General features: G+C 40.5%; 17 protein-coding genes. 11 read left to right on the top strand and 6 right to left on the bottom strand.

Annotation, left to right across the window (positions count from 1 at the left end; translation table 11 throughout):
• Nucleotides 1-159 precede the first annotated feature (159 nt).
• Complete coding sequence (locus I4V84_RS02860; protein WP_158565311.1) at nucleotides 160-297, top strand: hypothetical protein; 138 nt, start codon at nucleotides 160-162, stop codon at nucleotides 295-297.
• 110 nt (nucleotides 298-407) lie between these two features.
• Complete coding sequence (locus I4V84_RS02855) at nucleotides 408-608, top strand: helix-turn-helix domain-containing protein (RefSeq protein WP_021650061.1); 201 nt, start codon at nucleotides 408-410, stop codon at nucleotides 606-608.
• A 459-nt stretch (nucleotides 609-1,067) separates the two neighbouring features.
• Here the strand turns inward: I4V84_RS02855 and I4V84_RS02850 are convergent, their stop codons facing one another.
• On the bottom strand, nucleotides 1,068-1,598 hold the full coding sequence (locus I4V84_RS02850) for a helix-turn-helix transcriptional regulator (protein ID WP_009247529.1): 531 nt from the start codon (nucleotides 1,596-1,598) through the stop codon (nucleotides 1,068-1,070).
• Between the two features lie 448 nt (nucleotides 1,599-2,046).
• Here I4V84_RS02850 and I4V84_RS02845 point away from each other — a divergent pair, with 448 nt between their 5' ends.
• The 8 genes from I4V84_RS02845 (at nucleotide 2,047) to I4V84_RS02810 (ending at nucleotide 9,275) form a co-directional block, all read left to right on the top strand.
• Entirely contained in the window at nucleotides 2,047-2,235 is a 189-nt protein-coding gene (locus I4V84_RS02845) for a transcriptional regulator (RefSeq protein ID WP_009247528.1), read from the top strand.
• Entirely contained in the window at nucleotides 2,236-3,327 is a 1,092-nt protein-coding gene (locus I4V84_RS02840; protein WP_009247527.1) for a site-specific integrase, read from the top strand. It begins immediately after the preceding gene.
• Nucleotides 3,317-3,652, top strand: coding sequence for a hypothetical protein (locus tag I4V84_RS02835; RefSeq protein ID WP_009247526.1), 336 nt, complete (start codon nucleotides 3,317-3,319; stop codon nucleotides 3,650-3,652). The genes I4V84_RS02840 and I4V84_RS02835 overlap by 11 nt, the downstream gene beginning before the upstream one ends.
• Nucleotides 3,642-4,796, top strand: coding sequence for an AAA family ATPase (locus I4V84_RS02830; protein ID WP_009247525.1), 1,155 nt, complete (start codon nucleotides 3,642-3,644; stop codon nucleotides 4,794-4,796). The genes I4V84_RS02835 and I4V84_RS02830 overlap by 11 nt, the downstream gene beginning before the upstream one ends.
• A gap of 355 nt (nucleotides 4,797-5,151) precedes the next feature.
• Complete coding sequence (locus I4V84_RS02825; RefSeq protein WP_019190307.1) at nucleotides 5,152-6,291, top strand: plasmid recombination protein; 1,140 nt, start codon at nucleotides 5,152-5,154, stop codon at nucleotides 6,289-6,291.
• Nucleotides 6,292-6,317: 26 nt separating this feature from the next.
• On the top strand, nucleotides 6,318-6,695 hold the full coding sequence (locus I4V84_RS02820) for a TnpV protein (RefSeq protein WP_009247523.1): 378 nt from the start codon (nucleotides 6,318-6,320) through the stop codon (nucleotides 6,693-6,695).
• A gap of 453 nt (nucleotides 6,696-7,148) precedes the next feature.
• Entirely contained in the window at nucleotides 7,149-8,693 is a 1,545-nt protein-coding gene (locus I4V84_RS02815; RefSeq protein WP_009247522.1) for an ATP-binding cassette domain-containing protein, read from the top strand.
• A gap of 84 nt (nucleotides 8,694-8,777) precedes the next feature.
• Nucleotides 8,778-9,275 (top strand): aminoglycoside nucleotidyltransferase, encoded by a 498-nt coding sequence (locus tag I4V84_RS02810; RefSeq protein ID WP_009247521.1) that lies wholly within the window; start codon nucleotides 8,778-8,780, stop codon nucleotides 9,273-9,275.
• A gap of 310 nt (nucleotides 9,276-9,585) precedes the next feature.
• Here the strand turns inward: I4V84_RS02810 and I4V84_RS02805 are convergent, their stop codons facing one another.
• The 5 genes from I4V84_RS02805 to I4V84_RS02785 all read right to left on the bottom strand — a co-directional run bounded on the left by I4V84_RS02805 (nucleotide 9,586) and on the right by I4V84_RS02785 (nucleotide 12,230).
• Nucleotides 9,586-10,770 carry a site-specific integrase gene (locus I4V84_RS02805; protein WP_015552515.1) on the bottom strand — a complete coding sequence of 395 codons (1,185 nt, stop codon included), beginning with the start codon at nucleotides 10,768-10,770 and terminating at the stop codon, nucleotides 9,586-9,588.
• Between the two features lie 36 nt (nucleotides 10,771-10,806).
• Complete coding sequence (locus I4V84_RS02800) at nucleotides 10,807-11,001, bottom strand: DUF3173 domain-containing protein (protein ID WP_011861908.1); 195 nt, start codon at nucleotides 10,999-11,001, stop codon at nucleotides 10,807-10,809.
• A 202-nt stretch (nucleotides 11,002-11,203) separates the two neighbouring features.
• Nucleotides 11,204-11,353 carry a hypothetical protein gene (locus I4V84_RS02795; RefSeq protein WP_172749838.1) on the bottom strand — a complete coding sequence of 50 codons (150 nt, stop codon included), beginning with the start codon at nucleotides 11,351-11,353 and terminating at the stop codon, nucleotides 11,204-11,206.
• A gap of 221 nt (nucleotides 11,354-11,574) precedes the next feature.
• Nucleotides 11,575-11,814, bottom strand: coding sequence for a helix-turn-helix domain-containing protein (locus tag I4V84_RS02790; protein ID WP_118567795.1), 240 nt, complete (start codon nucleotides 11,812-11,814; stop codon nucleotides 11,575-11,577).
• Nucleotides 11,811-12,230 carry a sigma factor-like helix-turn-helix DNA-binding protein gene (locus I4V84_RS02785; RefSeq protein WP_182448439.1) on the bottom strand — a complete coding sequence of 140 codons (420 nt, stop codon included), beginning with the start codon at nucleotides 12,228-12,230 and terminating at the stop codon, nucleotides 11,811-11,813. The genes I4V84_RS02790 and I4V84_RS02785 overlap by 4 nt, the downstream gene beginning before the upstream one ends.
• Nucleotides 12,231-12,830: 600 nt before the next feature.
• On the opposite strand from I4V84_RS02785, the gene I4V84_RS02780 reads away from it, so the two are divergent.
• A complete protein-coding gene (locus I4V84_RS02780) occupies nucleotides 12,831-13,187 on the top strand; it encodes a helix-turn-helix domain-containing protein (RefSeq protein ID WP_118529858.1) in 357 nt (118 codons plus the stop codon).
• The last annotated feature ends 10 nt before the right edge of the window (nucleotides 13,188-13,197 follow it).

Below are 13,197 nucleotides of genomic sequence, written 5' to 3'. Positions count from 1 at the left end.
TGTTCTGTTGTTTATGCTTGTATATTACCATATGTACCGTACATGTCAATAGTTTATTGAAGAAAATCTCTAAAACAATGAAGAAAAATGTTGACAAAATGAAGATATAGTGATAAACTATAATTGTAGCAAGGAGATAGCAGGAAAGGAGTTAGAGAAATGGAAAAAGATATAATGACTACATTAGAATTTAAAACCGTTATGGAAATGGTCGTGTTGATCATTGAGAACAGTAAAAATAAAGAAGAGGCACTTGAAAAAATCAAGAACCTCTCCATTTTAAAAGAAAATAATTAAGAACTAAGCGAATAGACACCGAGCGGACTCCGAAACTTCCTGCTTCCGCTCGGTACCTAAGAAAATAATAGCAGGAAGAAAAAAATAAGTCAACAGAAAGTTGGTGTATTATGATATCGTACAATCCGCTTTGGCACACGCTTCTTGATAGAGGTATGAATAAGGGAGATCTAAAAGACGCAACCGGATTAAGTTATGGGACTATGGCTTCCATGGGAAAGAATGAGCCAGTCAATCTGAAACAGATAGATAGAATATGTAAAGCTCTTAATTGCGGCATCAGTGATGTGATAGAGTATATACCTGATTAACATCACTGCAATAAATAATACGATTTATTCCCGTGATGTTAGAGTGATGTTTGGAACTATTGCAAATAATAATACAACGTGGTATATTTAATAAAAGCCCGCCTCTTTTATTTTATTTAATACACGGTAACACGAAAAAGCGGCCTAGTGTTATTGAGTTTGAATAAATCGAGTTGCTTAAAAAAGCCAGTGTTTATGCGGGTTTCAGCGATTTCGATTAGTCTTTTGATAACAAATTGATAACAGTCATAGCAAGTGCCATTATTCTTGTTATCCAGTGGTTTATGGGTAACGGAACAATTAACAGGTGGCTTGCAGACTAAAGTTCGGAGCTTGGCTCTGAACAAATTCCATATTATAAACTAAGCCCTTAGCTGTGGTTAATAACCATAGTTAAGGGCTTTTTTGTCGTTGCCAAAGCATCTGTAGGGAGCTGCCAGTGGCAGGTCCTGTAGGTGCTTATTTATCTTTCAAGTGGTCTTTGAATGCTTCCACGAGAGCGTCACTTAATTCCTGTGATGGAACTTTTGCCCAACGCTGTGTGGTGTCGAACTCTGGATAATGGTAACGCCAGTTATCGTATTCTTCTCTGTTGATTTCTTCGGAAGATAGCTTGTCTGCCTGTTCTTTCCAAGCATACAGCATTTTGAGGAGTTCATATGCTTCTCTGCCTTTGTCCTTGTTGACCTTTAAGCATACCTCTCCGTCTGCTTCACTGACAGTAAGACCGTAAATATCTTCAAGGGTAAACAGAGTGTGCATAAGACCGATATAGCTGTCTATGTCAGGAACATCAAGAGCCTGTGGAGAAACATCAAGCACCTGTGCCAATGCATTTGTAAGGTCTGCTTTCGGTTTGCGTGTACCAGTTTCGTACTGTGCCAAACGCACATCAGCACTCTTTTCTGGAAAACCGATTGCTGTACCGAGATACTTTTGTGTCATACCACGCATTAGTCTGAAAAAATGTATTCTTTCGCTGATAGCCATAATGATACGCTCCTTTTATATTTAGTGAAATAAGTATAGCAGAAATGTTTAGTGGAAGTCAAGAAAAACCGAAACAAAAATGTTTAATATTTTCTTTGCAACCACTTGACAATAGCAAATATGTTTAGTAAAATAAATTACGAATTAAACAAATATGCTTAATGCGACAACTGAATGACCGTCCGAAAAGCCAAACCGCCAAGACCTCGTCGGAGCAAGTTCCGTATCGTTCGCTTGTGTGCAAGCACAAAAGCTCATTCGCTGCACTGCTCCTCCTCTTCCCCAAAAGTCTCCGACTTTTCGGGAACCCCTATACGAGCGAGCGCCTGATGTACTGCGGTGCATTGGGACAGCACAGCGCCTGCCGACAAGCAGGAGTGCCTGTTGGAACTTTAACACGGAGAAAGCGGCAAGCAAAAAATTATTTTAAGAAAGGAAGAAAAAGGATATGGAAAACAGATTTATCCGAGCCGAAGATGTGGCTCAGGAACTAAACGTATCAAAACCTTATGCATATAAACTCATCAGACAATTAAATGAGGAATTGAAAGCAAAGGGCTTTATTACGATTGCAGGGCGTGTAAATCGCCAGTATTTTTACGAAAGGCTCTACGGAGCAGGAAAGGGGGAAATGTAAATGCCGGTATTTAAGAATGAAGATAACGGTACTTGGTATGTGATGGCAAGGTATGTGAACTGGAAAGGGGAACGCAAGCAGAAATGCAAGCGTGGCTTTGCTACCAAACGAGAAGCACAGGAATGGGAAAGAATGTTCAAATTGCAGACTTCTTCAGACCTTGATATGAGTTTTGAAGCCTTTACGGAGCTTTATATCAATGATGTGAAGAACCGTTTGAAGGAAAACACGTGGCTTACCAAAGAGCATATCATACGCACAAAGATACTTCCGTATTTCGGGAAACTGAAAATCAGCGAGATTTCCACAAAGGAGATTATTACTTGGCAGAATGAAATGCTTGCCTATCGTGATGAGAAGAAAAAGCCTTATTCACAGACGTATCTGAAAACGCTGCACAATCAGTTGTCCGCCATTTTCAATCACGCTGTCCGCTACTATGAACTGCGTTCCAATCCTGCGGCAAAGGTGGGAAATATGGGACGTGAGGAACACAAGGAAATGCTGTTCTGGACAAAGGAAGAATACAAGAAATTCTCTTTTGAGATGATGGACAAGCCTGTTTCCTTTTATGCGTTTGAAATGCTTTACTGGTGCGGTATCCGAGAGGGCGAGCTGTTAGCTTTGACTCCGGCAGATTTCAACTTTGATAAGGAAACAGTCACAATCAATAAATCCTATCAGCGTTTGAAAGGGCAGGATGTGATTACTTCTCCGAAAACGAAAAAGAGCAACCGCACGATTAAAATGCCGAAGTTTCTGTGTGAGGAAATGAAAGAATATCTCGGTATGCTTTACGGATTGAAGAAGAAAGACCGTATCTTTACGGTGACGAAAAGCTATCTTCATCACGAGATGGACAGAGGGGCAAAGGCGGCAGGCGTGAAGCGTATCCGCATTCACGATCTCCGTCACAGCCACATTTCACTCTTGATTGATATGGGCTTTTCTGCGGTGGCGATTGCTGACCGAGTTGGTCACGAAAGTATTGATATTACTTATCAGTACGCACACCTCTTTCCGTCAAAGCAGATTGAGATGGCAGAAAAATTAGATGATTTAGGGAAAGGAGATTTTGAAAATGTCAGCTAAGAACAGAGATAACAAAAATCGTTGGAGGAATATCACAGTAGGGTTTCGAGTATCGCCCGAAGAAAACGAACTCATTAACAGAGCTGTAGCTCTATCAGGATTGCCAAAACAGGAGTATTGTTACCGCCGTTGCTTAAATCAGGATGTGGTGGTACAGGGCAATCCGAGAGTGTATAAGGCGTTGAAAACGGAATTTGCCACAGTCCTTGCGGAACTGAAAAGGATTGAAGCAGGAAAAGGTGTGGATGATGAACTGCTGAGTGTAATAGAACTGATTTCCATTATTCTCGGCGGTTTGAAAGGAGAGGATGCGAATGGAGAATAAAAAAGAAATGACTATTCCAAATGTATCTGCGGCAACAGATGCGGAACAGTCACTTTCCAAATGTACTGACAATAGTATAGTCAATCAGGATACGGATTTCAAGGGGTACGAGCAATCTTTTGAAGAAATGCAAAGGGAAATACTCAGACAGTTAGACCCTTCCTATCTGAAAACAGTATCAATGACAACGCTGTATGATACGGTGTTTGAGGTTCAGACACCACTTATCGACGGTCTGCTCCAAAGGGGAACTTACCTTTTCGTAGGTTCCCCGAAAGTGGGAAAGAGCTTTATGATGGCACAGCTTGCCTATCATATCAGCACAGGCACACCGCTTTGGGAGTATAAGGTGCGTAAGGCAACGGTGCTTTATTTTGCCCTTGAAGATGATTACCCACGTTTGCAGAAGCGATTGTTTCAGATGTTCGGTGCAAAGGAGACAGGCAATCTGTATTTCGCAACGGAATGTAAAACGGTCAATGGCGGACTGGAAGAACAGATAAGAGGGTTTATGAGGGAACACCCAGACACAGGCTTGATTATCATAGACACCTTAAAGCGTGTGCGTGAAGCAGGCGGAGCAGATTACAGCTACGCAAGTGATTATGATGTTGTGGCAAGGCTGAAAGCGTTGGCAGACAGTTACAAGGTTTCAATGCTTATTGTTCATCATACACGCAAACAAAAATCGGAAGATATATTCGATATGATTTCAGGCACGAATGGTCTGATGGGTGCGGCAGACGGTGCATTTGTTCTCAGTAAGGACAAGCGTACTTCCAACAATGCCACACTTGATGTTGCTGGCAGAGACCAGCAGGATATGAAAATCCATCTTGTAAGGGACAGCGAGCGATTGGTGTGGAACTTTGCAAAATCGGAAACGGAGATGTGGAAAGAACCGCCCGAACCTCTGCTTGAGAAGATAGCGGATACGCTCTTTTCGGAAAGTGACAGATGGGAAGGAACTGCTTCGGAACTTTGCGAAAGGCTTGCGGTGGATATAAAGCCGAATGTACTTTCTTTAAGGCTCAGTATCAACGCAAGCAGGCTGTTTCGTGATTACGGTATCCGTTATCAGAACAGCCGCACACACGACGGAAGAAAGGTTTCACTTTGGAAAGAAACCGAGCAGACGGCGTGACAAACGGTGTCAAAGGTGTCAATGTTTTTGAGAGCAGCACGCTGTGAAAAACATTGTCACCATCGTCACACTTTGACACCGGATAAAGTTTAGGGGAGTGTGCAGAGAGTGCCTTTTCAAAGGCGGCTCTTTGGTCTCGCCTGCTGGCTCGGTCGGTTCGCAGGCGTGTGTGCCACCGGCACACGCTCACCCCTCGGAGAGCCTTCGGAGAACGCAAAACCTGTTTACAGGTCGCATTTTTGATGGGTGTACCCGTCAAAAGTGCTTTTGCGTTACTTTTGACAAAAGTAACAAAACCTGAGAATGTTGAAATTTACAGATGGGAGATGAAAAAATGCAGAGAACGATAAGTGCAATGGTCGGTAAAGGCTCGGTCAATCACAATAGCCGAAAGTTCCGAGCAGAAAATGTAGACGGAACTCGTACTCATCTCAATATCGACTACTGCAATGAAAATATAAAGACAGTTTATCACGAATTGTTTGATGAAGCATTGGAAAGATACAATGCCAAGCAGATAAGGTCAGACCGAAAGATAAAAGATTATTATGAAAAAATCCGAAGTTCCAAGCAGGAAAAACCGTTCCACGAAATCATTTTACAGGTGGGCGGTAAGGGAAATATGAACGCCGATACGGAAAACGGAGAACTGGCAAAGCAGATTTTAGATGAATACTATCAGGGTTTTCAGGAGCGAAATCCACAGCTTCGGGTGTTCTCGGCTCATCTGCATATGGATGAAGCTACACCACATCTGCACATAGATTTTGTACCTTTTACCACAGGCAGCAAGCGTGGACTTGATACAAGAGTGTCACTAAAGCAGGCTCTTGCAACGCAAGGTTTTAAGGGCGGCAGTCGTGGCGATACGGAGTGGTCGCAATGGATACAGTCCGAAAAAGAACAGCTTGCGGCGGTGATGGAACGTTATGGGATTGAGTGGGAACATTTAGGCACACACGAAAAACATCTTTCTGTTTTGGATTATAAAAAGCAGGAAAGAGAAAAAGAAGTGGCGGCATTAGGTGCGAAAATCGAGCAGAAACAGATTGAATTTGATGTGTTGTCGGAACGAGTATTGAACTATGATAAGGCAAAAGACGAGCTGTCAAATCTTGAAATAGAGCTTGATACTGCACCGAAATATCAGTTGCCAGAACCAGAGAAATTTATGACTGCAAAGGCATATAAAACCAAAATGGCAGAGCCGGTTGTAAGGAAATTGAAGCAACTTGTCAAAACGGTGCTTGCCCGCTGCTTTGAGGGGTGGGACAACTATCATAGGCTGAATACAGCGAATGCACAGTTATACCGCACCAATCAGCGTTTGGAGAAAGTCAATGAAAGATTGACCGAAGAAAACAAAATCCTAAAAGCAGAAAATAAAGATTACAGCCTGCTCCGTAAGGTTTTTGGTCGCAAACAGATAGATGATTTGTTGGAGCAGGCAAGAACAGTTAAAGGTCGCAAGCGTGATAATACACGATCACGATAGACAAAAATCACAGGAGGAAAAGGAAAATGACAAAGACAATTTTTGAAGAAATGGGCGGAACTTATAGACAGGTGGGTGATTATTTATTGCCGAACATCACAGTACCAGCCGAAGAAGAAATAGAGCCGATTGGTTTATGGGGGAAACGACATGCAAGGCATTTAAAGGAACACTATAAAGTGTTATATATGAACCTGCTGACAAGCGGAAAGCTGCATAGTTATCTTGCAGAAGTCGATAAGCAAGCAGAGGATATGTTTCTTCGACTGGTAAAGGAATATGCCGACAGACAAGATGTGACGGAACAATTAAAGAAAGATAATCCCTACGAATGGATTGGAAGAATGAATAATATTCAGGCTTGTGTGAGGGAAGTTGTAGGAACGGAGTTGATTTACACATAAGCGTTTTACGGTATGGTGCTCCTGCGTTTGCTGGAGTGCTGTGGTTGTGGTTGTAAAGAGGTTGTGAAAGATTGAATTTCGTAATGGTTGGATGTATAATTAGGAAGTGAAAATTTTAATTTGCACTTCCATAAGGTGAAATGTATTGACACAAAAAATACAGTATGATAGTATTGCCATTAGAAGAAAGAAAGGCACATTTTGTGTAAGGTGAGGAAATGATTAATAGATAATTTGATTTAAGTAAGACACATATAGTTATTGAGCCTGTAGAGAATAGGTTTGTTTTGTGTACGCTTAAGTTGGATTATCGCAAGAGGCATTTCCTTTGTTTTCCTTTTGGAAAAGAAATAAGGGGCTATTTAGCGAGTCTATTTTTGCGTATGCAAAAAAGACTCGTTTTTGTGTGTTCAAAATAATAATTGGCTCAGACTTCGAAAAGGAGAAACTTTAATGTTGCAGATAAAAAAATTAAATTTAACACATAAAAAAGACCTGAGAATAATTCTTAATGATTTCAACCTTGTGCTAAATGATGGAGATAAGGCAGTTATTATTGGAGAAGAGGGAAATGGGAAATCGACATTAATGAAGTGGATATACAATCCGTCGCTTGTAGAAAACTATATAGAAGCAGATGGGGAAAGGATAATGGGACACGAACGTCTTGGTTATCTTCCGCAGGAGATGCTCGATGAAGATAAGGAAAAAACAATATACGAATATTTTTCTGAAGAGGAAATATTCTGGGAGAAAACGCCTAAAGAATTGTCTGTTATTGCGGGAAAATTTGGAATGAAAAATGATTTTTTCTACAGTAACCAGACAATGGGTAGTCTTTCAGGAGGCGAAAAAGTCAAGACACAACTTATGAGGCTTTTCATTCGCGATGTTTCTGTGCTGTTGTTGGACGAACCTTCCAATGACATCGACATTGCGACGCTTACATTACTGGAAAAAATCATAAATGACTGGAAGCACATTGTGCTTTTTATTTCACACGATGAAACGCTGATAGAGCGTACTGCCAACATGGTGATACATATCGAGCAGATTATACGAAAAACAAAGGCGAGATATACCGTGGCAAAGCTTCCCTATAGACGCTATGTGGAAGAACGGCTTCATAAATTTGAAATCCAAAAACAGCGGGCACTGAGTGACCGTAGGGAGAAAAAGATTCGCGATGAAAAATATCAAAGAGTTATGCAGAGTGTACAAGGTGCATTAAGAAGTTGTACCAGACAAGCACCGTCTGTTGCCAAAAACTTAAAGGACAAAATGCATACGGTTAAGGCAATGGAACGAAGATTTGAAAAAGAAGATGAAAATATGACTCAGATGCCGGAACAGGAAGAAGCAATCTTTGTCAAATTAGGGGATGAAAACTCACACATTCCCGCAGGAAAAACGGTCATAGAATATGAACTTTCAAAGCTTGTGACTCCGGATGGCAAAAGAATTTTAGCAGAAGGAATTCATTTAAAAATAAAAGGTTCAGAAAAAATCTGTATGATAGGAGCCAACGGGGCAGGAAAAACGACTCTTCTAAAAAAGATAGCGGAAGAACTCCTAAATCGGAATGACATTAAAGCAGAATATATGCCTCAAACTTATGAAGACCTGCTGGATTTGGATGTTACACCGGTTGATTACCTTGATAAAACAGGAGATAAAGAAGAGCGTACAAGAATTAGAACATACCTTGGTTCACTTAAATACACACCAGATGAAATGGAGCATCCGATTCGGGAGTTATCAGGCGGACAAAAGGCGAAAGTGCTTCTCTTGAGGATGAGCTTAAGTGGTGCAAATGTTCTTATTCTGGATGAACCGACAAGAAATTTTTCACCATTGTCCGGTCCGGTAATAAGAAAAATGCTCCGAGAATTTCCGGGGGCTGTCATTAGCATTTCTCACGATAGAAAGTATATTGAAGAGGTGTGCGATAAAATATATCAGCTAAATCCTAATGGATTACAGCTAATTGGTGATTGATAACAAAAAGGATGAAAGACTGACAAATTTCAGGCTTTTAGTGAGTTGGAAAGCATACAAAGATTTGAATTTGGAGGATAGATTATGGTACGTACAGAAGATGCATGTGAAATTATAAAATATGCTTTGCAAAACGAAATTAAAGTATATTTAGATGGCGGATGGGGTGTTGATGCACTTCTTAAAAGAGAATCAAGAATACACAATGATATTGATTTGTTTGTTGAACTGAAACATTATCATGATTATATTTATGTGATTAAGCAGCATGGATTTGAGGAAGTAAATACTGATTATACAACGGATGGTCATACTGTCTGGAAAGATGATAAACAAAGAATCATTGATTTACATTGTTTTGAATTTACAGATGACGGAATTGTTTATGAGGGAGATATATTTCCATCAAAAACTTTTTCCGGTATTGGAAAAGTTGGAGATATAACTGTTTCTTGTATTGAACCATTGAGTCAGGTAATGCTTCATTTGGGATATGAACACGATAAAAATGATGTGCATGATGTGATGCTGTTGTGTGAAACATTTCAAATAGCAATACCAGATGAATATAAGGAAAAGTAAAATTTCAGTTTTGTGTTGAATCTCTAAGCAAAATAGCTTATAATTTGACATGCTACATATAGTTATTATCCACAGTTATCGAGTAGGTGTTATCAATGCCGATAACAAAATGATAACATTAGCTCGTATAGGCAGGATAATATGGATATATCAAATAATCAAAAGAACGAGAAACATTACAGAGAATAATTCCTAAACAAAAAGCGTTAGTCTTTGTAGAATTCGAATAGTTGGAGCAGAGCTTCAAAGCCTTTATTTTCAAGGGTTTTGAGGCTCTTTTCTTTTAGAATTGCATTTTGATTGCATTTTTTTATTCAACTGCTCTGTGATAGATTGCTGTATGCTGATTGCTGGTGTAATCGGCAACACTGGTTGTTGCCGGAGTATAAGTGAGAACGCCAGTTAATTTTTTGGCAACTTCCACGTTGGTGTTGGGATATAAATGTCCATAGGTTCCTAACGTGGTCTGTATCTTTTCATGCCCCAGACGTTCTTTAATCAATAAAGGATTTTCTCCCATACTGATGAGCAGGGAAGCATGGGAATGTCTGAGTGCATGAATTTTGATACGGTGTACGCCTGCCAATCCAGCAAGTTTTTCTAATGCCCGTGGGAGGGTGTGCTTACTGGTGGGAATCCCATTATAGCTTAGTACAAGGTCACAGTCCTTTAAAACCTTTTGCTGTACTTCCTGCCATGCTTTTAATTCTTTAATGGTATCTGTGTCAATATAGATAGTGCGAATACTGGCTTGTGTCTTTGGTTCCACAAATTTGTATTCGTCTATTGTTTTATAGTACAGCGTTTTCGTTATACTTAAAAGTCCGGTTTCAAAGTTGATATCCGACCATTGCAGGGCTGCGGCTTCTCCGATTCTCATTCCAGTCATAAACAGGAGCCAGTATGAAATGAAAAGGTAATGTTCGTAATAATCGCCCTTGTAGAGTAGGGAAATTACCTTTTGAAATTCATCCAGTGTCCAAAAATCCACTTTTGTTTTCTTGCTCTTGATGTTTCCTATCATTCGTGACGGATTTTTCTTTGCAAGACCGAGAACAACTGCTCTGTCAAAGGCAATGGAGAGCATACCCTGTACAATACGGATATAGTTTGGACTAAATTCTTTTGCGAGTTCAAGCTGCCAGTTTTGGACGTTAATGGGTTCTATCTCATCCACCGTCATTTTGTAAAAGTATGAAAAATGTTTCTGAATGGTAGAACGGCGGTTCAGATAGGTACTTTCCTTTACCTGTGTTTTATACCAAGGTAGGTAAGTCTCTTCAATGAACTGCTGAAAGGATAGCTGCTGTTTCTTTTCTGTCAATTCCTCTGTGGATGTAAGCATAAGCTTTGAATATGCTTCTCTGGCTTCCTTTTTTGTCTTGAATCCGCTTTTGTATTTCTGAATCTGTTTTCCGGTAATCGGGTGGAAACCTAAGTTTGCTCTAAAATAATAAGTTCCGTTTTCTGCTTTCTTAATAGGGTCTTTTGCCATGATTTCACTCCTTACATAAATGTGCAAGAAGTACAATCAGTTTGATTTATCAGTAAAAGTAATCCCTAACAATTCTTCCACAGCTTCTCTGGGAACCCTGTCCAGTTTGCGTGACTGATAGTAGGTATGCCCTTTTGAAATCATAAGTTTTTTTGCTTCTCTTATGATGTCTGCTGCGAATGAAGTCCCATAACCCAGTTCTATTAAGTCTTTTTTTGTTACTGTAATCATGTTCCTCCTTTCCATAGACCAGATATGGAACCCTCAATATCTGTCTATATTATATCAGATTTTGTGGCAAAAGTAATATTAAGATTGTATTTCCTGCGAATAGTTATTTGATTTTGAATGAAAAATTCTAATTCAAAATAGTATATAAGCAAGCCGAGCAGCTTTCGCTAAAGCTCATGGGAATCTCACCCCTGCATGGTTCTCATCCAGCCGTACCCTTTGCCAGCGGTGCTACATCATCACACGGACTAAGGCTGTACGGAAGTATCATTATCACAATAGAAAGGTCATGGCGGCAGCTCTGCGGTAAGCTGCTTATGGAACGCTGGCAGGAATCGCTATCCGGTTTCATCCCTCCTTTGGTGGGTCACGGCGTGCCAGCCCAACGGCTCTCTTTCTATCGAAACGTATTCGGCTGCTTTATGCTGCGTTGATTAGACGCTTTCTTTTTCAAGGAACAATCCGGCTTTGTCAGCCTGTTAAAATGCACTGGTGATAATGCACTTTAATAGGCTGGCAAGCTCTGTCTGGGAAGCATGGGCTTGTCCATGCTTCCACAGGAGAGCGTTATTTTTACTTTGGTTCCCTGATTTCAAAAGATAAAATCTTTGCAATCAGACGTGTTTCCATCCGGCGGCGTAGGGTTTCATCTACAACCATGTGAGTATTGCCATATTCGTCTTTCATGGGACGCATGGAACGGCTGGCAATAAAACCGCTGTAATGGCGTACAATCTGGTTGACTGCTTCAATATCACCGTCCGCAGCCCTTACAATTACAGGAAACGGAATCATAGGGTGCTTTGATGTCATGCTTCTTCCTCCATAAATTTTTTGATAAATTCCAGTCCGGCGTGTCTTCTTCTCTGGATGGTAGAACGGTTGACTTCCAGAATTTTTGAAATTTCCGTATCGTCAAATCCGAGGAAATAATATCTCAGGATAACGTCACGTTTCTTTTCATCCAGATTTTCTAATGCTTCTGCTAATAGGCTGTTTTCAATGCGGACAGTAAATCCATCCATTTCAAAAGTATGGAAATGGGAGGGATAGGTGTCTTCGGAAGAAAACAGATTGACGGTGTAATCGTCCATATCACAGAACAGGGTTTCCCGTTTACACTGTCTGGACAACGCTTTGAGATAGTCTTTGCGTTCATTCTCCATAGCGACTTTACAGATATAATCAAACTGGTTCTCTATGGTTGTCTGAAATTCAGATGGCTTCATCATTGCTCACCCCCTTTCCAGCCTTGAAAGGGAGCGAGTTGATAGGAATTTCTGCTTCTTTCCCCCTTTTCGCTCTTAGTCCCGACAGGACAGGGGGTGCAGTTGCGTTTTGAGAAGAAAAATTTAAAAACTTTTTCTTCCAACTAAAAAAGCACGCAAACAGACGATATTTCTGCTTGTGTGCTTCGATAGTTCTTACTATGTATTGTGAAAAACCATATTGCAGGTCAGACTTTTCTAGCGTAGGTGGATGGCTTTTTTTAACGGTTTACCGAATGTAGATATATTTAAGAAAATATTTTGCATAGCGGCTTCCTCCTGTAAGCCGCCGGAGCCTAAAAAAAGCTGACTTTAATACAACCTCCATGTGTTCTGGAAAAAAGAAAGACGGCGGCTTTTATTAAACCGTCGTCTGGAAAGGCTTATGTGATTTTGACGCAAGAAAAGTGTACTGCCAAATAACGGTTTTTTTTATTTCCGTTTCAGCAGCATAGTTTTATCTTTGGTACACATAATAGGAACTGTACAACTGTACAATACGTTTTTCTATACCTGTCACTATTATAACAGGAACAGTAAAATGTACAGAGGTGGTGTATTATGCGTAAAAAAGAAGATAAATATGATTTCAGGGCTTTGGGGCTTGCCATAAAAGAAGCCCGTAAAAAACAGGGTTTGACCCGTGAACAGGTGGGAGCAATGATTGAGATTGACCCACGTTATTTAACCAATATTGAGAACAAAGGGCAGCATCCCAGCTTACAGGTGCTTTACGACCTTGTATCTCTGCTGAATGTATCAGTGGATGAGTTTTTCTTGCCTGCCAGCAGTCGGGTGAAAAGTACCAAACGCAGGCAGTTAGAAAACAAAATAGACAATTTCACAGACGCTGACCTTGTTATTATGGAAAGCGTCGCAGATGGTATTGTCAAATCTAAGGAAGTGGGGGAAATGTAAATCCTCCACT

It is taken from the genome of Ruminococcus sp. 1001713B170207_170306_F1 (assembly GCF_015668065.1).
In the GTDB taxonomy this organism is placed as follows: Bacteria; Bacillota; Clostridia; order Lachnospirales; family Lachnospiraceae; genus Blautia_A; species Blautia_A faecis.
This window is presented reverse-complemented; position numbering and strand designations above follow the sequence as displayed.